The following is a 20117-nucleotide window of genomic DNA, read 5'->3' as shown; positions in this document are numbered from 1 at the left end:
GGCCAGCCAGCGACCTGCCCGCGGCTCAGCGATAACGCCGCGGGTCGGTGTCGATCAAGCTGGCCAGTTGGGTCAGGGCAAAGCGCAACTCGTCGCGGGTGGTGGGCGACATCAGCACCACTCGCACCTGGCGGCAGCTGGCATCGCGCTCCACCTGGAACTGCGTACCGCTCATCACCAGCACGCCATTGGCCCGGGCCAGGGTGGCGAACTCATCGGCGGTCCAGGGCTGCGGCAAGGTCAACCACAGGTGGTAGCTGTGGGGCTGGGTCCGGAACTCGAAACCGGCGAACACTTCCCGGGCAATCGCCTGGCGCGCCGCCGCCTCGCTGCGCTGGGTCTCTACCAGCTTGCGGTCCAGCCCCTCGACCAGCACATTGCTGGCCAGTTGCGCGGTCAGCGGCGAGGGCATCCACACACTGCTGCGGACCATCGCGCTCAAGCGCGACAGCAGCTTGGGCGGGCTGTACAGGTAGCCGACCCGCAGGGCCGGCATGATCGCCTTGGACAGGCTGGTGAGGTACACCGAACGCTCCGGCGCATAGGCCGATAGCGGCTTGATCTGCGGATCGGTGGCGAGAAAACCGTAGATATCGTCGTCGACCAGCAGGAAGTCGAACTCTTCGGCCAATGCCGCAATCTGTGCCCGACGCCCCGGCGACATGATCGCCGTGGTGGGGTTCTGGCAACTGGCGACACATACCAGCAACGCCGGTTTCTCCCGCAGGCACTGCTCGCGCAGGGCTTCGGGCAGTATCCCCTCCTCGTCCATGGCCACGCCCCGCAAGCGCCGCTCCAGGCCATGGGCCACCGAGATGATGCCCGGGTAAGCCAGGGACTCGCAGAGCACCAGCTCACCGGCATTGCTCAAGGCGCTGATGGCGACCATCATCCCGTGCTGCGCGCCGGAGGTGATCACCACTTGTTGCCACTGGGCCTCGGGCAGCGAATGCCGCAACCACTGCGCCCCCGCCTCGCGGTGGGCCGGATGGCCGCCATCGGGGGCATAGTCCAGGGCCCGACCGAAATCGCTGCTGCGGGCCATGCCCACCAGGGCGCCGCGCAGCCAGTACTCCAGGGTTTCGCTGTAGGGCTTGATCAGCGACAGGTCCAGGGCCTCGGACTGGCCCAGGGACAACGACGGCCCGGCTGCACCTTCCACCAACGCCAACGGCGCACGCCCCAGCACATAGGTGCCACGCCCCACCTCGCCCTGCACCAGGCCGCGGCGCTGGGCTTCGCCGTAGGCCCGATTGATGGTGCCGGGGGTAACGTTCAGGGTCACCGCCAGCTCGCGCAGGGTCGGCAGGCGCTCACCCTCCTTGAGCAGGCCACTGCCGATATCCCGCTGCAGGGCATCGGCGATGGACAGGTAGACCGGCTGGTTGAAGTCGCTTAACTGGGGAACCCACATGGAGGCTGGTGACCATCGGCTGCATTGAAATGCGGCGCAGCATAGCACAGGGCGGCCGCCCACTCGCCTATGGAATCAATCGGCAAATTGATTCAATCACCAGGCCAGATTTCGCCCGGATGATTTTTCACCAGACGTACTTATATAAATAAAATCATTAATAAACAGCTACTTAAAATAAATAATCAGCATTCAATGTTCCTCGCCAAGCCGTTGATTGCATCAATCAAATTGAATCGATTCAATTTTCTGGAATACACTGAAACACGCTTATACCGATCGACTCAATCATCCACCACCCGCCAGTCGAGATGCCATGCACAACCTCAGCAAGGACCTGTCCCTCTCCGCCGTGGTCGCCGGCTTGATCGCCGTGATCATTTCCTACGCCGGCCCCCTGATCATCGTGTTCCAGGCCGCCCGCGAAGCCCATATGCCCGACGACCAGGTGTCCTCCTGGATCTGGGCCATATCCATCGGCAGCGGCCTGACCGGCCTGCTGCTCAGCTGGCGCTTGAAGGTGCCGGTGATCACCGCCTGGTCGACCCCCGGTGCCGCGCTGCTGGTCTCGATGCTGCCGACGGTATCGCTGCCCCAGGCCATTGGCGCGTACATCGTCGCCGCGCTGATCATCGCCGTGCTCGGCCTCAGCGGCGCCTTCGACAAGCTCATGGCCCGCCTGCCCAAGGCCATCGCGGCCGCGATGCTGGCGGGCATCCTGTTCCGCTTCGGCGCCGGCCTGTTCACCTCGCTCAGCCTGCAACCGGTGCTGGTGCTGGCGATGCTCGCCACCTATCTGCTGGGCAAGCGCTGGTCGCCGCGCTACGCGATCCCCGCCGTGTTGCTGGTGGGCTGCTGCGTAGCCGCGGCCCTGGGCGAATTCAACCTGGGGGCCATCACCCTGGCCGTGGCCGAGCCGATCTTCATTGCCCCACAGTGGAATTGGCAGGCCATCGTCAATATCGGCCTGCCCCTGGCCCTGGTGACCCTCACCGGGCAATACGTGCCGGGCATGGCAGTCATGCGCAGCTCCGGCTATACCACCCCGGCCCGCTCGATCGTGTCCTGGACCGCCATCACCTCAGCGCTGCTGGCCCCCTTCGGCGCCCACGGCATCAACCTGGCCGCTATCACCGCGGCGATCTGCACCGGCCGCGAAGCCCATGAAGAGCCCAATAAGCGCTACATCGCCGGAATCGCCTGCGGCTTGTTCTACCTGCTCATGGGAGTGTTCGGCGCCACCCTGGCCTCGGTCTTCGGTGCCCTGCCCAAGGAGCTGATCGCCGCCCTGGCCGGCCTCGCCCTATTCGGCGCCATCAGCACCGGCCTGAGCGGCGCCATGGCCGACGACCAGCAACGTGAAGCGGCGCTGATCACCTTCCTGGTCACCGCCTCGGGCATGAGCTTCCTGGGCCTGGCCGCGGCATTCTGGGGCTTGATCTTCGGCCTGGTGGCGTACTTCGTCCTCGGCCATACCCGGCACAAGGCTGCCGTGGCGCAACCGTCCCCATCACGCTGAGCGGCAAAACCCGAACTGTTACCGAATCCGAAACGGTTCATGTCGATAAAAGCGCTTTCTCTTGCCGAGAGGGCGCTTTATTCTTCGCACCCGAAGCTGAAACGCTTCACTTTCCTTTTGAAAACAGCGGCCTGGCGCCCTCGACCGACAGCGGTCAAGGTCGCATGCCCTGCCCTTGTTTTGCCTATTCCTAGAAAAAGACCTTATTCGAATGCCTATGCCTCTTTCTCAGCGCGCAAAAGATAGCGCTGTCCTGACGCCAGCCGCCTTCCTCGGCGCCCTGGGTTTTGCCGCTTGCGCCCAAGCCACGCCGGCCTTCGACAGCGACTCACCCTGGATGCTCGGCGACTGGAACGGCACCCGCACGGAACTGGCCAGGCAGGGCTACGACTTCAAGATCGACTACGTCGGCGAGATGGGCGCCAACCTGCGCGGCGGCTACGACCATGACCGCACCGCACGCTACAGCGACCAGTTCGCCTTCGGCAGCCACCTGGACCTGCAGAAGATCCTCGGCTGGGACGATGCCGAGTTCCAGCTGACAGTGACCAAGCGCAATGGCGACAACATCAGCAACGACCGGATCAACGACCCACGGGTCGGCGGGTTCACCTCGGCCCAGGAAGTCTGGGGTCGCGGCCAGACCTGGCGCCTGACCCAGATGTGGTACCAGCAGAAGTTCTTCGACCAGAAGCTGGACATCAAGGCCGGTCGCTTCGGCCAGGGCGAAGACTTCAACAGCTTCCCCTGCGACTTCCAGAACCTGGCGTTCTGCGGCTCGCAAGTGGGCAACTGGGCCGGCAGCGTCTGGTACAACTGGCCGGTCAGCCAATGGGCCCTGCGCATCAAGTACCACCTGACCCCAGAGCTCTATGCCCAGGTCGGCGCCTACGAGCAGAACCCTTCGAACCTGGACCGCGACAACGGCTTCAAGCTCAGTGGCAGCGGCACCCAGGGCACCTTGCTGCCGGTGGAGCTGGTCTGGACTCCACGCCTCAATGGCCTGCCCGGGGAATACCGCGCCGGCTACTACTACAGCAGCGCCAAGGCCACCGACACCTATAAAGACCGCAATGGCCAGCCCGCCGCGCTGACCGGTGAGGCCTACCGCAGCAGTTCGAGCAAGCACGGCCTGTGGCTGGGCGTGCAACAGCAGGTCACCAGCCTGGCCAGCGACCAGTCCCGGGGCCTGAGCCTGTTCGCCAACGTCACCGCCCATGACAAGAAGACCAACGCCATCGACAACTACGTCCAGGCAGGCCTGGTCTACAAGGGTCCGTTCGACGCCCGGGCCAAGGACGACATCGGCTTCGCCCTGGCCCGTGTCCACGTCAACCCGGCCTACCGCAAGAACGCCCAGGCCAGCAACCTGGCCCGCGCGCTGTACGACTACGACAACCCGGGCTACTTGCCGCCCCAGGACACCGAGTACAGCGCCGAGCTGTACTACGGCGTGCACCTGGCCAACTGGCTGACCGTGCGCCCCAACCTGCAATACATCCGCCATCCCGGCGGCGTGAACCAGGTGGACGACGCGCTGATCGGCGGCATCAAGCTGCAGAGTTCGTTCTGAGGCCCGCCGGCAAAAAAATGCCGGCGCCATCCACTTTCCTGCTGAACCAAGCCCGCGCCTGAACGTCATCTACAGTGAACATGCGCGGGTACATTCTTAACGTCACGGAGAACCACACTATGACCACAGAGGGCGCTTCGAGCCCGAGCCGCTTGCTACCAAGCCTGCTCGGGATCTTGCTGCTGCTAATGGGCCTGGCCTTGCTGGCCGGGGGGATCAAGCTGAGCATGCTCGGCGGCTCGCTGTACTACGTCCTGGCCGGTATCGGCCTGACGCTGACCGGCCTGCTGTTGCTGGCCGGCAAACGCGCGGCACTGGGCCTGTATGCGCTGGTGCTGTTTGCCAGCACCATCTGGTCGCTGTGGGAAATCGGCCTGGACTGGTGGCAACTGGTACCGCGCCTGTCGCTGTGGTTCGCCCTGGGCGTGGTCTTGCTGCTGCCCTGGTTCCGTCGCCCACTGCTGCGTGATGGCCCGGCCCCCATGGGCACCGCCGCCCTGAGCGTGGCCGTGGTCCTGGCTGGTGGCGCCGCCATCGGCAGCCAGTTCACCAACCCCGGGGAAATTTCCGGCGACCTGGGCCGTGACAGCGCGGACATGACCAGCACCGCCCCGACCATGCCCGAAGGCGACTGGCAGGCCTATGGCCGCACCGAATTCGGTGACCGCTACTCGCCACTCAAGCAAATCACTCCGGCCAACCTGGGCAAGCTGCAGGAAGCCTGGCGTATCCGTACCGGCGACATGCCGACCGCCAAGGACCCGGTGGAAATCACCAACCAGAACACCCCGCTCAAGGCCAACGGCATGCTCTATGCCTGCACCGCCCACAGCAAGGTACTGGCGCTGGACCCGGATACCGGCAAGGAAATCTGGCGTTTCGACCCGCAGATCCAAGGCCCCAACGGTGACGACTTCCGTGGCTGGGCCCACATGACCTGCCGTGGCGTGTCGTACTACGACGAAGCCAACTACCAGAACTCCGATGCCATCAGCCATCCCGCGTCGCTGTCCCCAGCTGGCCAGGCCATCACCGCCAGCTGCCCGCGCCGCCTGTTCCTGCCGACCGCCGATGCGCGCCTGATCGCCATCAACGCCGACACCGGCAAGGTCTGCGAAGACTTCGGCAACAAGGGCGCCGTGGACCTCAAGGCCGGCATCGGCTCGTTCACTCCAGGTGGCTACTACTCCACCTCGCCGGCGGCCATCACCCGCAACCTGGTGATCATCGGCGGTCATGTGACCGATAACGAGTCGACCAACGAGCCGTCCGGGGTGATCCGTGCCTTCGACGTGCACGACGGCCACCTGGTCTGGAACTGGGATTCGGGCAACCCCGACGAAACCACGCCGCTGCCTGAAGGCAAGACCTACACCCGCAACTCGCCGAACATGTGGTCCCTGGCCAGCGTCGACGAGAAACTGGGCCTGGTCTACCTGCCACTGGGCAACCAGATGCCCGACCAATGGGGCGGCAACCGCACCGCGGGCGCCGAGAAATTCAGCGCCGGCACCGTGGCTCTGGATATCGATACCGGCAAGCTGCGCTGGAACTACCAGTTCACCCACCACGACCTGTGGGACATGGACGTGGGCAGCCAGCCAACCCTGCTGGACATGAAGACCGCGGACGGCGTCAAGCCGGCGCTGATCCAGCCGACCAAGCAAGGCAGCCTGTATGTGCTGGACCGCCGCGACGGCACCCCGATCGTGCCGATCCGCGAGATCCCGGCCCCGACCGGAGCCGTGGAAGGCGACCACACCGCACCGACCCAGGCCCGTTCGGACCTGAACCTGCTGAACCCGCCACTGGACGAAAAAGCCATGTGGGGCGCCACTCCGTTCGACCAGATGCTGTGCCGCATCCAGTTCAAGGAGCTGCGCTACGACGGCCAGTACACCCCGCCATCGGTGCAGGGCAGCCTGGTCTATCCGGGTAACGTCGGCGTGTTCAACTGGGGCAGCGTATCGCTGGATCCGGTACGCCAGCTGCTGTTCACCAGCCCGAACTACATGGCCTTCGTTTCCAAGCTGGTACCGCGCGCCGAAGTGGCCGCCGGCAGCAAGCGCGAAAGCGAGACCTCGGGCGTGCAACCCAACACCGGTGCTCCTTATGCGGTGATCATGCATCCGTTCATGTCGCCGCTCGGCGTGCCTTGCCAGGCTCCGGCCTGGGGCTACGTGGCCGGTATCGACCTGACCACCAACAAGGTGGTGTGGAAGCACAAGAACGGCACCAGCCGTGACAGCTCGCCGATCCCGATCGGCCTGCCGATGGGCGTACCGAGCATGGGTGGTTCCATGGTCACCGCCGGCGGCGTGGGCTTCCTCAGCGGAACCCTGGACCAGTACATCCGCGGCTATGACGTGAAGAACGGCAAGGAGCTGTGGAAATCCCGCCTGCCAGCCGGCGGCCAGGCCACGCCGATGAGCTACACCGGCAAGGATGGCAAGCAGTACGTGCTGGTGGTCGTGGGCGGCCACGGCTCCCTGGGCACCAAGATGGGCGACTACATCATTGCCTACAAACTGTCGGAATAAACCCCGATAGCGACTGAAAAAGGCGGCTACCTGCGGGTAGCCGCCTTTTTTGTGCTCGCCCTCACACACCTTCGTGTAACGGTTGCCGCAGAGCCAGGGCCGCTTCGTATAGCCGCTGCCGCAGGCTGCGTACGGCCGCACAGCGGATGCAGCCCCAGGAAGGCCCTACGGGCCTTGGCGCAGCCTCCCAGGCTCGGCAGCGGCCATGGGTTTAGAAAAGTCCTACAGCTCACAGAGAACAACATCACCTTGTTCCCTGCGACCGTGTGCCTTTAAGGTCCGCAAGATCACCGGGCAGGCCCCAGGCAATGGACGACGACACCGAACTTCCCCCAAGGCGCTTCATGCCCCTCACCAGCAACGATTACGATATCCCCGCCCTGCTGGTGGACACCCAGGCCCCGCTGGATGCGCTGCACGAAGCGGCCATCCACCGTATCCGCGCCGCGACCCAGCTGCTGGAAAGCATCGCCAGCCAGGACCACCTCGGTGGCAATCCGCAATTACTCCAGGACTTCGCCCAACTGTGCGTCATCCCCTTGCGTGATGGCTGCGACTTGCTGGATGTATTGGGCCGCCGCCTGCTGGAACAACTGGCCGATTGACCCTGCCAAACTGCGTAATTGCAAAGGGACATTAGCCCATCTGTGCTAATCGACCCTCCCCGTCCGCCGACGCTATAGTTTTGGCCAACCAACTCGTTCCCACCAACACCGCAGTCCTGCGGTGCGGGGGACGGCTGCGCCGTGGAAAGAAACTACAACACCAAGGAAGCGTCATCATGAAACTCCATCCCAACGTCCGTTCCTTCACCCTGCTCAGCGGCCTGGTGGTCGCGCTCGCCGGCTGCGCCGTCGCCAGCCCCAGCAACGACGACCTGAAGAACCGCGCCCAGCTCACCATCGGCAAGAACGTAACCAGCGTCTCGAACGTGCGTAACGACAATACCCAGACCTACTTCACCGCCAACACCAGCGCCGGTGGCTACAGCTGCGTGCTGCCCTCCGGCGGCATGATTGCCTTTGCCAGCATGGGTGGCCTGGTCTCGATGCCCGCCGAGTGCAACAAGGAATAAAGCGGCCATCCCGAAAACTCGCGACGAGCCACCGCGCCTGCCCGACGCAGGGCGGTGCCGCGCGAACACGCTACTTCCCTGCATGCAAAGGTCCCGACGTCATGACATCCCGCCTACTCCTGGTCTCCGGTACGGTGCTGCTCGCCTGCGCCCTGAGCGCCTGCGCCCCGCGCCAGGGACGAACCCTGGACGAATACCCGCTGGTGAAGGTTCCCAGCGTGCAATACCCCGACGTCCCCTTCGACACCCAGGCCGCACGTGCGGCCCTGCAACCGGGCACGGCAACCCTCACCGGCAAGTTCTGCATCGTCGGCAACGATGGCATCGAGAGCAGTCGCAACGTCGAGATCTATCTCTATCCGGTCACCCCGCACTTGCAGGCGTGGCACAAGTTGCGCTCATCCCAGCCCGAAGGCGCACCGGTGAGCATGCTCCCCGAGGCCGTGGCCGTGCACCGGGTGACCCGGACCAACGACGACGGCATCTTCCAGTTCACCGGCCTGCAACCGGGCCGATACTTCGTCCAGGGTCAGGACATGGTGTACGGCACCAGCCGCTGGAACGAGTACGTGGGCACCGGCCAGAGCAACACCAACTACGGGCCGGTGACCACCCACTACTACACAGAGCGCAGCTCGATCTCTTCGTACTCGGGCATGCTGGATGACTTCGTCGAGCTCGCCAGCGGCGACAACAAGAAGCTGACCATGACCAACTACCCCCTGCTCATCCCGTGCCGGACCTGGTAGCGTCCGCTACGCCCCAACTTGGTGAACCAGCGCTACTGGCGTCTCGCGCAAGGCACGCAAGGTAGCCCGCAACTCCACCGGCCGCACCGGCTTGGACAAGATGGCGATGTTGCGATCGTGCAGCGCGGCATGGATCTTCTCGATGTCGTGGCCGGTGATGATCAGCGCCGGTACTTCCCAGCCCCGCTGCTGGCGTATGTGGTCGATGCACTCGATGCCCGAGACTCGGGTGCCCAGGTCATAGTCGGCGACGATGATGTCGCAGTCGGTGACCAGATCCTCCGCCGACGCCTCGGCCTGGACCACGCAGCCCCAACGCTCCAGTAGCGCCGAGGTGGCCAGCAGTACGTTGCGGTCATCCTCCACCAGGCATACCCGCAAACCGCTCAGCAGGCCGTTCTGCAACGCCTCGTCGTGGCGCCGCAGCTGCTGCGGCGCGGCCGGTTGCAGGCCCGCCAGGGTCACGCTGGTGCCGTGGTCGACCCGCGAGCGCAAGCGCACTTCCAGGTCCACCAGCTGCCCCAGGCGCTTGACGATGGACAACCCCAGGCCCACGCCCTCGACATCCTTGTCGCGCAATTGGCGGACCCGGTAGAACTCTTCGAAGATCCGCGGCAGGTGCTCTTCGGCGATACCGCGCCCACGGTCATGGATCTCGATGGCCAGGCCCTGGCCACGGCGGCGCACGCCAATCAGCACGGGCCCCTGCGGTGCGTACTTGAAGCAATTGGACAAGACGTTCTGCACCATGGTCGCCAACAGCCCTGGGTCGATGCGCACCCACTGGTTGCAGGGCCGCAGCCGCAGCTCGACCCCGGCCCAGCGCGCTGCCTCGGCGTTCTGCCGGATCAGCTCGCGCAGCAACTGTCCCAGGTGCACGGTTTCGTACTTGGGTTGCACGCGCCCGTTGTCCAGGGTGTAGAGGTCGAGGATCGAGCGGAACAACTGCGACACGTTGAGCAGCGAACGGTCGATGTTGTCCACCAGCCGCCGCTCCTCCTGGCCCAGGTCGGCCTCGCGCAGGCAGGCGGTGAACAGGCCTATGGAGTGGATCGGCTGGCGCAGGTCATGGCTGGCCTGGGCCAAAAAGCGCGATTTCTCCAGGTTGGCGGCGATGGCTTGCTCGGAGGCCAGCCGGGTGCGCTTGAGCAGGATATGGGCATAGATCGGGATCACCGTGCTGGTGACCATCAGCATCAGCACCATGTAGGGCTGGCTCTGCCAGTACGGGGTCAGCAGGTAGACCATGAACAACGCGAACAACGCCAGGACGGTGGCGATGGCCAGGTAGCGCGAGCCGAAGCGCATGCCGTTGCCCAGGTTGACCCAGACCATCACCGCATAGATGGGCAGCGCGCCCTCGCCGCCCATCACCAGGCCGAAGCAGGTGCCGGTGTAGTCGTAGATGATCCCCAGTATCCGCCGGGCCGGGTAGTGGCCTGGCCAGCGGGCGATGGCCAGGCGCAGCCCGATGGAAACCAGGGTGAAGACGATGATGTAGATGATCACCGGCAAATAGGTGTCGAAATCCTGCCCCGGCAGGCAACTGGTGATGATCACGTAGACCAGCGCGCAACTGGCGACGATGATGCGCAACGTGGCCTGGTCGAGCTCACTGTCCTTTTCGACTTTCATGCAAACAACTCCTTGTTCGGGACACCGGCACGCTGCCTTGCTGGCAATACGCGGTATCGGATACGACCAGCGGGCAGGTACAGTGCCGGCCTGCCAAGGTAGCATGGCCCCAGGACCGATTGTTTCAAGGAGCTTCAAGACATGACATGCAGGATCATCGTCGCCGACGACCATCCCCTGTTTCGCGAGGGCATGTTGCGCACCGTCCAGCGCCTGCTGCCCGAGGCGGTCCTCGAAGAAGCCGGCGACCTGGCGGCCGTGCAGGCCCTGGCCGGCAGTGGCGAGGAGCCCGACTCGCTGATCCTCGACCTGCGCTTTCCCGGATTGACCTCGGTGAGCATGATCGCCGACCTGCGTCGGCAACTGCCCAGGACCTCGATCATCGTAGTGTCGATGGTCGACAACCAGGACCTGATCAGCGAAGTCATGGCCGCCGGCGCCGACGGATTCATCGGCAAGAACATCTGCCCAGAGGAAATCGCCCAGGCGATCCTCGACATCCGCCAGGGCGAGGTGGTGGTCAAGTACGCACCCTCCGGCCTGCTGCTGCCTCTGGATGCCTGCACCGAACTCAGCGCCCTCACCACCCGCCAGCAAGAAGTGCTGCGCCTGATCGCCCAGGGCAAGACCAACAAGGAAATTGCCCGTGAACTGGACATCTCGCCGTTCACCGTGCGCATCCACGTCTCGTCGCTGCTGCACGCACTGAAGGTGCCCTCCCGAGCCGCGGCGGCAGTGAAGTTCGCCGGGAACGGCTGAACCGCCAACTGTCCTACTGACCCGATGCGCCCAGCCCAGGCGGCTGAGCTGGAGAAGACATGCACACCGCAGTACCACAAGACACGCTCGAACAACTGCAACACTGGATCGGCGACAGCGAAGCCGCCAACTGGAACGAATACATCACCGAGCACGTGGCCAAGGGCGTGCTCCAGGCCTTTACTGCAGCGCAATGGCAGCGCCTTGACGCGCTGCTCCTGGACCAGCCCGAGTATTGGCAGCAACGTTGCGCTGTCTCCCTTGGTGAACTGCGCGGCCCGCAGGCCATTGCACTGCTCAAGCGCCTGCTGGTGCAATCGCCTTACCTGGATGTGCGGATCATGGCGATCTATGAACTGGACTGGGCGGAAGTGGCCATCGAACGGCGCTATGCACTGCCGGTTCGCGAGGTCATGGCCCGGCTTCCCGAAGACCAGGTGGAACCCGAGCTGCACAGCCTGCTGGCCAAGGCCGAGGCCGCTAGCTGCTGATCGGCCGGGAACCGGCGGGAAGCGCCGCCATGGCCTTCAACTCGAGACCCGGGCCTTGAGCAACCAGCGCTCGAAGGACTCGGTGGGCAACGGCCGGCTGATCAGGTAGCCCTGCACCGTATCGCAGCCCCAGCCTTCCAGCAGCTTCAGGCAGTGCTCGAACTCCACCCCCTCGGCCACCACCTTGAGCCCCAGCTTGTGGCTCATCTCGATGGTCGAGCGCACGATCACCGCATCGCCGCTGGTCTCATCCAGGTTGCGGATGAACGACTGGTCGATCTTCAGCTCCTGCACTGGCAGGCGTTGCAGTTGCGCCAGGGACGAGTAGCCGGTGCCGAAATCGTCCACCGACAGGCTGATGCCACAGCCACGCAAGCGCTGGAGCACCGCCAGGGATTGTTCCGGGTGGCGCATGATGGCGCTTTCGGTGATCTCGAAGACCAATTGCTCGGCCGCCACCTGATAGCGATCCAGGCCTTGGCTGACCCGCTCCACCAAGTCGCTGTCCTCCAGGTCCCGGGCGGAGATGTTCAATGACAGGCGCACCGGCAGGGCGCGGCGGTTCCATTCGGCCAACTGGCGCATGCAGGCCTCGATGACCCAGGTGGTCAGGCTGTGCATGCTGCCGGTACGTTCGGCCAGGGGAATGAACTCCGCCGGCGACACCACGCCGAACACCGGATGTTGCCAGCGCAGCAGGGCTTCGGCCTGGTGCAGGTAATCCCGGCGCAGGTCGAGCTTGGGCTGGAACAGCAAGACCAGCTCGCCCTCGGCAGCGGCGCGGCGCAGGTCACGGATCAGGCTGATCTGCCGCTGATGGGCCAGGTCGCGGTCCTGCTGGTAGACCTGCAGGTAACCCGGCTTGAGCGCAGCGTCGTGGCGGGCGATGGCCGCACGGCTGATCAGCTCTTCGGCGGACTGGCCATCGGCCGGGTACACCGCCACGCCCACGCAGATCTGCAAGCGTACTTCATCGCCCTGGATCAACTGCGGTCGGCTGAGCAGGCCATGGAGCCGGTCGGCCATGGCGATGGCGCCCGTAAGCTCGGTGTTCTCCAGCAACAGCAGGAACTCGCTGGTGGTGATGCGTGCCGCCGTGTCGCCCTGGGACAGGACTTCCCGCAGGCGCCAGCTGAGCTCGCCCATCATCTGCTCCAGGCCTTCGGCCCCGAAGCCTTCGTTGATCGCCCGATAATTGTCGATCCCCAGGTACAGCAGCACCACGTTGCGCCGCTCGGCAATGGCCTTGCTCAGGCGCTCGATGGCCAGGGCCCGGTTGGGCAGCCCGGTCAGCGGGTCGTGCAGGGCGTTGTGGGCCAGTTGTCGCTCGCGGGTGGCGATGGCGCTCTGCATGGCGTTGAAGGCATCGGTCAGCACCCCGAACTCATCGCTGCGCTTGATCGCTACCGGCGCCTGGTAATTGCCGGAACCTATGCGTCGGGCCGCCTGGGCCAGGTCTTCCAGGGGCCGGGCCACCCAACGCGCCATCAGCAAGGCACAAAGCAACGATGCCACCAGCGCCACGCTGGCGATCCACAAGAACTCCCGGTCCAGCGGAGCGAAGGCTTCCAGGGCCTGTTCCATGGGGCTCTGCAAGAGGGCCATGACCCGCGGGTCGCCTTCGCCGCCGGTATTGGCCAATTGCAGCGCCTGGTTGAGAAAGCGCTGGCCATGGAGTTCGCTCAACTGCGGCAACGGCTGCCAAAGCGAGTCGCGCAGGATGTTGATGATGGCCGACCAGAGCACCTCCGGCTGGGTGCTGAACAACTCGCCGGAGCGCTGTCCGTCCACTGCCAGGAACGAGACCTCGAGATTGCTCATCGAGCGCAGTTCCTGAGCGAAGGACTCGTCCATGGGAAAGCCCATGACCACCCGGGCGATCGGCAAGGGCTCGAGCACTTCACCCTGGACCAGCAGGTAGGGCCGGTCCTGGATCGCCACCAGCAGCATGTGGATGTCGTGGCGCAGGGCCCGGCGCAACGCCTGGTCATAGGGGAAGGGCTGGTCGCGACCGATGGCTGGCAGGGTACTGGCGATGACCCGGCCTTCCGGGGACAGGACGAACATCTCGCTGGAGCGAATGCCACCTCGGTGCTGGGCCAGGGCCGCGAGGATATCCACTGGCCTGCCGCTGATCACCGCGCGGCGAAACTCGGAATCCCCCACCAGCCAGTCGATGCCGTATTGCAGGTTGCGCCCGCGGGAATCCAGCAAGCGCTCGAAGACCCGGGTGCCGGTCTTCAACTGCAACTGCGCCTGGCGCTCCACCGCCTGGGTGGTGGCGGTCTTGACCGCGAAATACACCGCGGCGATCAGCACCAACAGCAGCAGGGCAAGCACCCCGACGATCCTTGCCTGGAAGGTTCGGCGCCACCTCATGAGGGCGCTCTCGGCAACTCCGGTTGGCAGCAGGATCCAGGAAACGACAACGCAGCTAGGTGCCGCCGGGCGCTGAAAAATCCGTTCTTCATACCCATCCCTCTGAGAAGCTGAATATGGATGTCAAATAAATGGCGTCTTTGTTCCGATAATCCGGACACTCAAGTCAATGCGCAAATCATAGAAGATCGCGCAATGAAACTGGTGAGTTTGAAGTCATTTTATTGACAAGCGATATCAGAAAATTACTTCAAGCTATCTCACCGATTCCACCACAAGGCTAGGAAATTACGCCATGAGCCAAGACAATTCGGGCCTGGAACATTCCATGACCTGACAACCTGCACCGCCAACGCGGGCTGGCACAGCTCGGAAAAAAGCTGTAACCCTTGCCCCATTGAAACCCGCCATGACCCGCCCCATCTAACCCTGCATAGCCCAGCGTGCAGGAGCCTCCATGAGCGATCAGCAAGAATTCCCCGAAGATCCGCGTGACTACGTCGATCCGGAAACCGAACATCCGGTCGCCCATGGCACCGACCTGGCACTGCCGGGGCAAAGCCTTCCGGACAAGGTCTACATCATCCCGATCCACAACCGGCCGTTCTTCCCGGCCCAGGTGTTGCCGGTCATCGTCAACGAAGAGCCCTGGGCCGAGACCCTGGAACTGGTGAGCAAATCCGAACATCACTCCCTGGCCCTGTTCTTCATGGATACGCCCCAGGAAGACCCACGGCATTTCGACACTTCGGCGCTGCCGGAGTACGGCACCCTGGTCAAGGTCCACCACGCCAGCCGCGAGAACGGCAAGCTGCAATTCGTCGCCCAGGGCCTGACCCGGGTACGCGTGCGCACCTGGCTCAAGCACCATCGCCCGCCCTACCTGGTGGAGGTCGAGTACCCGCGCCAGCCCGCCGAGCCCACCGACGAGGTCAAGGCCTACGGCATGGCGCTGATCAACGCGATCAAGGAACTGCTGCCGCTCAACCCGCTGTACAGCGAAGAGCTGAAGAACTACCTCAATCGCTTCAGCCCCAACGACCCGTCGCCCCTGACCGATTTCGCCGCCGCCCTGACCTCGGCCACCGGCAACGAGTTGCAGGAAGTGCTCGACTGCGTGCCCATGCTCAAGCGCATGGAGAAAGTCCTGCCGATGCTGCGCAAGGAAGTGGAAGTCGCGCGCCTGCAGAAAGAAATTTCCGCCGAGGTCAACCGCAAGATCGGCGAGCATCAGCGCGAGTTCTTCCTCAAGGAACAGCTCAAGGTGATCCAGCAGGAACTGGGGCTGACCAAGGACGATCGCAGCGCCGACCTGGAACAGTTCGAGCAGCGCCTGCAGGGCAAGGTCCTGCCGCCCCAGGCGCAGAAACGCATCACCGAGGAAATGAGCAAGCTGTCGATCCTCGAGACCGGCTCGCCGGAATATGCGGTCACCCGCAACTACCTGGAATGGGCCACCGCGGTGCCTTGGGGCATCTATGGCCAGGACAAGCTCGACCTCAAGCACGCGCGCAAGGTGCTGGACCAGCATCACGCTGGTCTGGACGACATCAAGAACCGCATCCTCGAGTTCCTCGCCGTGGGTGCCTACAAGGGCGAGATCAGCGGTTCCATCGTGCTGTTGGTGGGCCCGCCCGGCGTCGGCAAGACCAGCGTCGGCAAGTCCATCGCCGAGTCCCTGGGCCGACCGTTCTACCGCTTCAGCGTCGGCGGCATGCGTGACGAGGCCGAGATCAAGGGCCACCGCCGCACCTATATCGGCGCCCAGCCGGGCAAGCTGGTGCAGGCCCTGAAGGAAGTGGAGGTGATGAACCCGGTGATCATGCTCGACGAGATCGACAAGATGGGCCAGAGCTACCAGGGCGATCCGGCCTCGGCGCTGCTGGAGACCCTCGACCCAGAGCAGAACGTCGACTTCCTCGACCATTACCTGGACCTGCGCATGGACCTGTCCAAGGTCCTGTTCGTGTGCACCGCCAACACCCTGGACGCCATCCCCGGGCCGCTGCTGGACCGCATGGAAGTGATTCGCCTATCGGGCTACATCACCGAGGAAAAACTCGCCATCGCCAAGCGCCACCTGTGGCCCAAGCAGCTGGATAAGGCCGGCGTGGCCAAGACCAGCCTGGGCATCAGCGACAGCGCCCTGCGCACGGTGATCGACGGCTACGCCCGGGAAGCCGGGGTGCGCCAATTGGAAAAACAACTGGGCAAGCTGGTGCGCAAGGCCGTGGTACGGCTGCTGGACGAACCCGACGCCCGTATCAAGATCGGCCCCAAGGACCTGGAAGCGTCCCTGGGCATGCCGGTGTTCCGCAACGAGCAGGTGCTGAGCGGGGTCGGGGTCATCACCGGGCTGGCCTGGACCAGCATGGGCGGCGCCACCTTGCCCATCGAGGCCACGCGCATCCACACCCACAACCGCGGCTTCAAGCTCACCGGCCAGCTGGGCGATGTGATGAAGGAGTCGGCGGAGATCGCCTACAGCTACGTCAGCTCGCACCTCAAGCAGTTCGGTGGCGACAGCAAGTTCTTCGACGAAGCCTTCGTCCACCTGCACGTACCCGAGGGCGCCACGCCCAAGGACGGCCCCAGCGCCGGGGTGACCATGGCCAGCGCCCTGCTGTCCCTGGCACGCAGCCAGCCGCCGAAGAAAGGCGTGGCCATGACCGGCGAGCTGACCCTCACCGGCCACGTGCTGCCCATTGGCGGGGTACGCGAGAAGGTAATCGCTGCACGCCGGCAGAAAATCCACGAACTGATCCTGCCGGAGCCTAACCGCGGGCACTTCGAAGAGTTGCCGGACTACCTCAAGGAGGGCCTCACCGTGCATTTCGCCAAGCGCTTCTCTGACGTCGCCAAGGTGCTGTTCTAACCCGGGCCCTGCAGGAGCGGGGCTTGCCCGCGACGAAAACGACGCGTGGTACCTCACGTACCGCGTCATCGTTCATCGCGAACACGCTTCGCTCCTGCAACCGCCCAGCCCCGCCACACATTTCTCCATCTTCAGTTATGCTCGCCGTTCGTCGTGAATGATCGGAGCTTCCTGACCCATGCCCGCCAACCGCCTGCTTATCCTGCTCAGCTTTGCCCTGCTGGCCGCCTGCGCCAGCCAACCCAAGCAAAACGTCACCGTGGAAAACCAGAGTGAGTGCCCGCTGCAACTGCACGAGGGGCAGAACTTGATCGTCACCCTGCCGAGCAACCCCACCACGGGCTATCGCTGGGCGATCCAGGATTCGGCTGGCGGCATCCTGCGCAAGGTCAGCCCGGAGGTCTACAGCAATCCGGATGACACCGGCCTGGTCGGCAGCGGCGGCTTTTCCACCTGGCGCTTCCAGGCCTTCGCCAACGGCACGGGCCGCCTGCTGCTGACCTACCAGCAGCCCTGGGCGCCGGAGGAAGCGCCGGTCAAGGCCTTCGACTGCTCGATCACGGTCAATTGACATGGGCTGGCTAATCCTTGCGCTGATGGGCGCCGCGACCTTCATCTACGGCACTGCCATACATGCCACCCTGCTCTGCCTGCTGGTCAAGCCCCTGCCGGTGCTGGCCCTGCTGGGCTGGCTGCACGATGCGCCACCGGGGGACTACCGGCGCTGGATCATCATCGGCCTGCTGTTCTCGGTGCTGGGGGACATCCTGCTGGCCTGGCCCATGGACCTGTTCGTGTTCGGCCTGGGCGCCTTCCTGGTGGCCCACCTGGCCTACCTCAAGGCTTATCTGAGCGACTGCCGGCGCCTGGCGCCGCTGCCACTGCTGCTGGCCCTGGCCATCGGCGGGGCGCTGCTGAGCGTGCTGATCGCCCATGGCCTGGGGCCGTTGCTGGTACCGGTGATCGTCTATGCCCTGACCATCAGCGCCATGCTCTGGCGGGCCCTGGCGCGGCTGGGCACGGCGGTGCCCAAGCGCTCGGCGGCCCTGGCCGCGCTCGGTGCCTTGAGCTTCGCCTTCTCCGACAGCCTGATCGGCCTGAGCCGCTTCGTCGGGACCTTCGATGCCGCGCCCTACCTGATCATCGTTTTCTACTGGCTGGGCCAGTGGGGCATCGCCGCTTCGGCCTTCAGCCAGAAGCCGCGCTAGCCCCGGGATGGGCGACACCCGTTGTCGCCCTCGCTGCTCCAGGCCTTATCGCAGCCGGCCGCAGCGGCTACAATGCCGCCCCTCTTTTTATCGCCATCGCCGGAACCGCCGTGAGCAAAGAACCCGACCGCCTATTCGCCCAGCCCCTGGCCCAGGTGCCCGACTTCGCCTTCAACGAGGACGTGGTGCGGGTCTTCCCGGACATGATCAAGCGCTCGGTACCCGGCTACCCGACCATCGTCGAGAACCTCGGGGTCCTGGCTGCACAGTTCGCCCAGCCCCGCAGCGTGCTCTACGACCTCGGGGCATCCCTCGGGGCGGTGACCCAGGCCTTGCGTCGGCATGTGCGCAGCGATGGCTGCCGGGTGATCGCGGTGGACAACTCGGCGGCCATGGTCGAGCGCTGCCGGGAGTACCTCAACGGCCAGGACTCGATGTTCCAGGAGCTGCTGCCGGTGCAAGTGGTGGAGGGCGATATCCTGGCCCTGGAATTCCAGCCGGCCTCGGTGGTGGCGATGAACTTCACCTTGCAGTTCATCGCCCCTGAACAGCGCCAGGCCTTGTTGACGCGCATCCGCCAGGCACTGCTGCCCGGCGGCGCACTGATCCTCTCGGAAAAGCTGCGCTTCAACGACGTCCAGGAACATGAGCTGCTCACCGACCTGCACGTCGCCTTCAAGCGCGCCAATGGCTACAGCGAACTGGAGATCGCCCAGAAGCGCAGCGCCATCGAGAACGTCATGAAGCCCGACAGCCTCGAAGAACACCGCGAGCGCCTGCTGGCCGCCGGCTTCTCGAAAGTCGTGCCCTGGTTCCAATGCCTTAACTTCGCTTCGTTGATTGCCCTGCCATGATCGATCTGTCCCCCCTGGCCCGCCATCTGGTGGGCACTCCCCTGGCCGTCTGGGCCCAGGGCCTGCAAGCGCAACTCGATGCCAAGATGGAAAAGGGCCATGGCGACCTGGCCCGCTGGCAGAGTGCGCTGGACGCCCTGCCGGACGTGCGCCCCAGTGAAATCGACTTGCTCAACGGCCTGCTCCTGGACACCGACTGCGACGCCGCGACCCGCGAGCGGATGCGCACTGCCCTGATGGGCCTGAGCCCCTGGCGCAAGGGCCCGTTCGACCTGTTCGGCGTGCATGTGGATACCGAGTGGCGCTCGGACTGGAAATGGTCGCGGGTCGCGCCGCACCTGGACCTGCAGGGCAAGCGCATCCTCGATGTCGGCTGCGGCAACGGCTACTACATGTGGCGCATGCTCGGCGCTGGCGCCGACAGCGTGATCGGCGTCGATCCGAACTGGCTGTTCTTCTGCCAGTTCCAGGCCGTACAACGCTACCTGGAACAACCCAAGGCCTGGCACCTGCCGTTCCCGTTCGAGGACCTGCCGCCGAACCTCGAGGGTTTCGACACCGTGTTCTCCATGGGGGTGTTCTACCACCGCCGCTCGCCCATCGAGCACCTGCTGGCGCTCAAGGACTGCCTGGTCAAGGGGGGGGAACTGGTGCTGGAGACCCTGGTGGTCGAAGGCGACCAGCAGCAGGTACTGGTGCCGGAAGACCGCTACGCGCAGATGCGCAACGTGTGGTTCCTGCCGTCGGTACCGGCCCTGGAGCTGTGGCTGCGCCGCGCCGGGTTCAGCGACGTGCGCTGTGTGGATGTCAGCCTGACCAGCGTGCAGGAACAGCGGGCTACCGAGTGGATGAAGTACCAGTCCCTGAGCGACTTCCTCGATCCCGACGACCACAGCAAGACCATCGAAGGCCTCCCGGCGCCGATGCGCGCCGTGATCGTCGCCAGGAAATGAATCCCCCGCATCCGTAGGATGCAAGGCTGGTCCGCGATAGCGATATCGAACATCAAGCCCGATTCAAGGTGAGCATGCCCGGGCTGGCGTCAT

At 64.6% G+C, this 20117-nt stretch carries 16 protein-coding genes; 13 read left to right on the top strand and 3 right to left on the bottom strand.

What is annotated here, in order from left to right; translation table 11 throughout:
- Positions 1-25 precede the first annotated feature (25 nt).
- Positions 26-1414 carry an aminotransferase-like domain-containing protein gene (locus tag AC3WK8_RS03370; protein WP_103323984.1) on the bottom strand — a complete coding sequence of 463 codons (1389 nt, stop codon included), beginning with the start codon at positions 1412-1414 and terminating at the stop codon, positions 26-28.
- Between the two features lie 316 nt (positions 1415-1730).
- On the opposite strand from AC3WK8_RS03370, the gene AC3WK8_RS03365 reads away from it, so the two are divergent.
- The 6 genes from AC3WK8_RS03365 (at position 1731) to AC3WK8_RS03340 (ending at position 8870) form a co-directional block, all read left to right on the top strand.
- Positions 1731-2933 (top strand): benzoate/H(+) symporter BenE family transporter, encoded by a 1203-nt coding sequence (locus AC3WK8_RS03365; RefSeq protein WP_085595069.1) that lies wholly within the window; start codon positions 1731-1733, stop codon positions 2931-2933.
- A gap of 217 nt (positions 2934-3150) precedes the next feature.
- Positions 3151-4506, top strand: a complete 1356-nt coding sequence (locus AC3WK8_RS03360; protein ID WP_103323985.1) for a carbohydrate porin — start codon at positions 3151-3153, stop codon at positions 4504-4506.
- Between the two features lie 119 nt (positions 4507-4625).
- On the top strand, positions 4626-7046 hold the full coding sequence (locus AC3WK8_RS03355; protein WP_085595065.1) for a glucose/quinate/shikimate family membrane-bound PQQ-dependent dehydrogenase: 2421 nt from the start codon (positions 4626-4628) through the stop codon (positions 7044-7046).
- A 344-nt stretch (positions 7047-7390) separates the two neighbouring features.
- A complete protein-coding gene (locus tag AC3WK8_RS03350) occupies positions 7391-7651 on the top strand; it encodes a hypothetical protein (RefSeq protein WP_256578543.1) in 261 nt (86 codons plus the stop codon).
- 176 nt (positions 7652-7827) lie between these two features.
- Positions 7828-8121: a hypothetical protein gene (locus tag AC3WK8_RS03345; RefSeq protein WP_085595061.1), complete on the top strand. Its 294-nt coding sequence runs from the start codon at positions 7828-7830 to the stop codon at positions 8119-8121.
- 101 nt (positions 8122-8222) lie between these two features.
- A complete protein-coding gene (locus AC3WK8_RS03340; RefSeq protein ID WP_085595059.1) occupies positions 8223-8870 on the top strand; it encodes a carboxypeptidase-like regulatory domain-containing protein in 648 nt (215 codons plus the stop codon).
- Between the two features lie 6 nt (positions 8871-8876).
- On the opposite strand, the gene AC3WK8_RS03335 is transcribed toward AC3WK8_RS03340, so the two are convergent.
- Positions 8877-10505 (bottom strand): ATP-binding response regulator, encoded by a 1629-nt coding sequence (locus AC3WK8_RS03335; protein WP_085595056.1) that lies wholly within the window; start codon positions 10503-10505, stop codon positions 8877-8879.
- A gap of 141 nt (positions 10506-10646) precedes the next feature.
- On the opposite strand from AC3WK8_RS03335, the gene AC3WK8_RS03330 reads away from it, so the two are divergent.
- Complete coding sequence (locus AC3WK8_RS03330; RefSeq protein ID WP_085595054.1) at positions 10647-11264, top strand: LuxR C-terminal-related transcriptional regulator; 618 nt, start codon at positions 10647-10649, stop codon at positions 11262-11264.
- Between the two features lie 59 nt (positions 11265-11323).
- Positions 11324-11755 (top strand): hypothetical protein, encoded by a 432-nt coding sequence (locus AC3WK8_RS03325; protein ID WP_085595052.1) that lies wholly within the window; start codon positions 11324-11326, stop codon positions 11753-11755.
- 36 nt (positions 11756-11791) lie between these two features.
- Here the strand turns inward: AC3WK8_RS03325 and AC3WK8_RS03320 are convergent, their stop codons facing one another.
- Positions 11792-14134, bottom strand: a complete 2343-nt coding sequence (locus AC3WK8_RS03320; RefSeq protein WP_103323986.1) for a putative bifunctional diguanylate cyclase/phosphodiesterase — start codon at positions 14132-14134, stop codon at positions 11792-11794.
- A 457-nt stretch (positions 14135-14591) separates the two neighbouring features.
- Between AC3WK8_RS03320 and lon the strand changes: the two genes are divergently transcribed.
- From lon to cmoB, 5 genes are all read left to right on the top strand, one after another.
- Positions 14592-17009, top strand: coding sequence for an endopeptidase La (gene lon, locus AC3WK8_RS03315; protein WP_103323987.1), 2418 nt, complete (start codon positions 14592-14594; stop codon positions 17007-17009).
- A 178-nt stretch (positions 17010-17187) separates the two neighbouring features.
- Positions 17188-17580 carry a protease inhibitor I42 family protein gene (locus AC3WK8_RS03310; RefSeq protein WP_085595046.1) on the top strand — a complete coding sequence of 131 codons (393 nt, stop codon included), beginning with the start codon at positions 17188-17190 and terminating at the stop codon, positions 17578-17580.
- A 1-nt stretch (position 17581) separates the two neighbouring features.
- A complete protein-coding gene (locus tag AC3WK8_RS03305) occupies positions 17582-18217 on the top strand; it encodes a lysoplasmalogenase (RefSeq protein WP_103323988.1) in 636 nt (211 codons plus the stop codon).
- 110 nt (positions 18218-18327) lie between these two features.
- Positions 18328-19071: a carboxy-S-adenosyl-L-methionine synthase CmoA gene (gene cmoA, locus AC3WK8_RS03300; protein WP_103323989.1), complete on the top strand. Its 744-nt coding sequence runs from the start codon at positions 18328-18330 to the stop codon at positions 19069-19071.
- Positions 19068-20024 carry a tRNA 5-methoxyuridine(34)/uridine 5-oxyacetic acid(34) synthase CmoB gene (gene cmoB, locus AC3WK8_RS03295; RefSeq protein WP_022640668.1) on the top strand — a complete coding sequence of 319 codons (957 nt, stop codon included), beginning with the start codon at positions 19068-19070 and terminating at the stop codon, positions 20022-20024. The genes cmoA and cmoB overlap by 4 nt, the downstream gene beginning before the upstream one ends.
- Positions 20025-20117: the final 93 nt, after the last annotated feature.

This window comes from Pseudomonas sp. FW507-12TSA (assembly GCF_058781435.1).
This window is presented reverse-complemented; position numbering and strand designations above follow the sequence as displayed.

Coding starts and splice junctions, on each gene's coding strand:
- AC3WK8_RS03350 (WP_256578543.1), top strand. CDS start 7,391: ATGCCCCTCACCAGCAACGATTACGATATCCCCGCCCTGCTGGTGGAC.
- AC3WK8_RS03305 (WP_103323988.1), top strand. CDS start 17,582: ATGGGCTGGCTAATCCTTGCGCTGATGGGCGCCGCGACCTTCATCTAC.
- AC3WK8_RS03325 (WP_085595052.1), top strand. CDS start 11,324: ATGCACACCGCAGTACCACAAGACACGCTCGAACAACTGCAACACTGG.
- AC3WK8_RS03355 (WP_085595065.1), top strand. CDS start 4,626: ATGACCACAGAGGGCGCTTCGAGCCCGAGCCGCTTGCTACCAAGCCTG.
- AC3WK8_RS03335 (WP_085595056.1), bottom strand. CDS start 10,505: ATGAAAGTCGAAAAGGACAGTGAGCTCGACCAGGCCACGTTGCGCATC.
- AC3WK8_RS03310 (WP_085595046.1), top strand. CDS start 17,188: ATGCCCGCCAACCGCCTGCTTATCCTGCTCAGCTTTGCCCTGCTGGCC.
- AC3WK8_RS03360 (WP_103323985.1), top strand. CDS start 3,151: ATGCCTCTTTCTCAGCGCGCAAAAGATAGCGCTGTCCTGACGCCAGCC.
- lon (WP_103323987.1), top strand. CDS start 14,592: ATGAGCGATCAGCAAGAATTCCCCGAAGATCCGCGTGACTACGTCGAT.
- cmoB (WP_022640668.1), top strand. CDS start 19,068: ATGATCGATCTGTCCCCCCTGGCCCGCCATCTGGTGGGCACTCCCCTG.
- AC3WK8_RS03345 (WP_085595061.1), top strand. CDS start 7,828: ATGAAACTCCATCCCAACGTCCGTTCCTTCACCCTGCTCAGCGGCCTG.
- AC3WK8_RS03320 (WP_103323986.1), bottom strand. CDS start 14,134: ATGAGGTGGCGCCGAACCTTCCAGGCAAGGATCGTCGGGGTGCTTGCC.
- AC3WK8_RS03330 (WP_085595054.1), top strand. CDS start 10,647: ATGACATGCAGGATCATCGTCGCCGACGACCATCCCCTGTTTCGCGAG.
- AC3WK8_RS03365 (WP_085595069.1), top strand. CDS start 1,731: ATGCACAACCTCAGCAAGGACCTGTCCCTCTCCGCCGTGGTCGCCGGC.
- AC3WK8_RS03370 (WP_103323984.1), bottom strand. CDS start 1,414: ATGTGGGTTCCCCAGTTAAGCGACTTCAACCAGCCGGTCTACCTGTCC.
- AC3WK8_RS03340 (WP_085595059.1), top strand. CDS start 8,223: ATGACATCCCGCCTACTCCTGGTCTCCGGTACGGTGCTGCTCGCCTGC.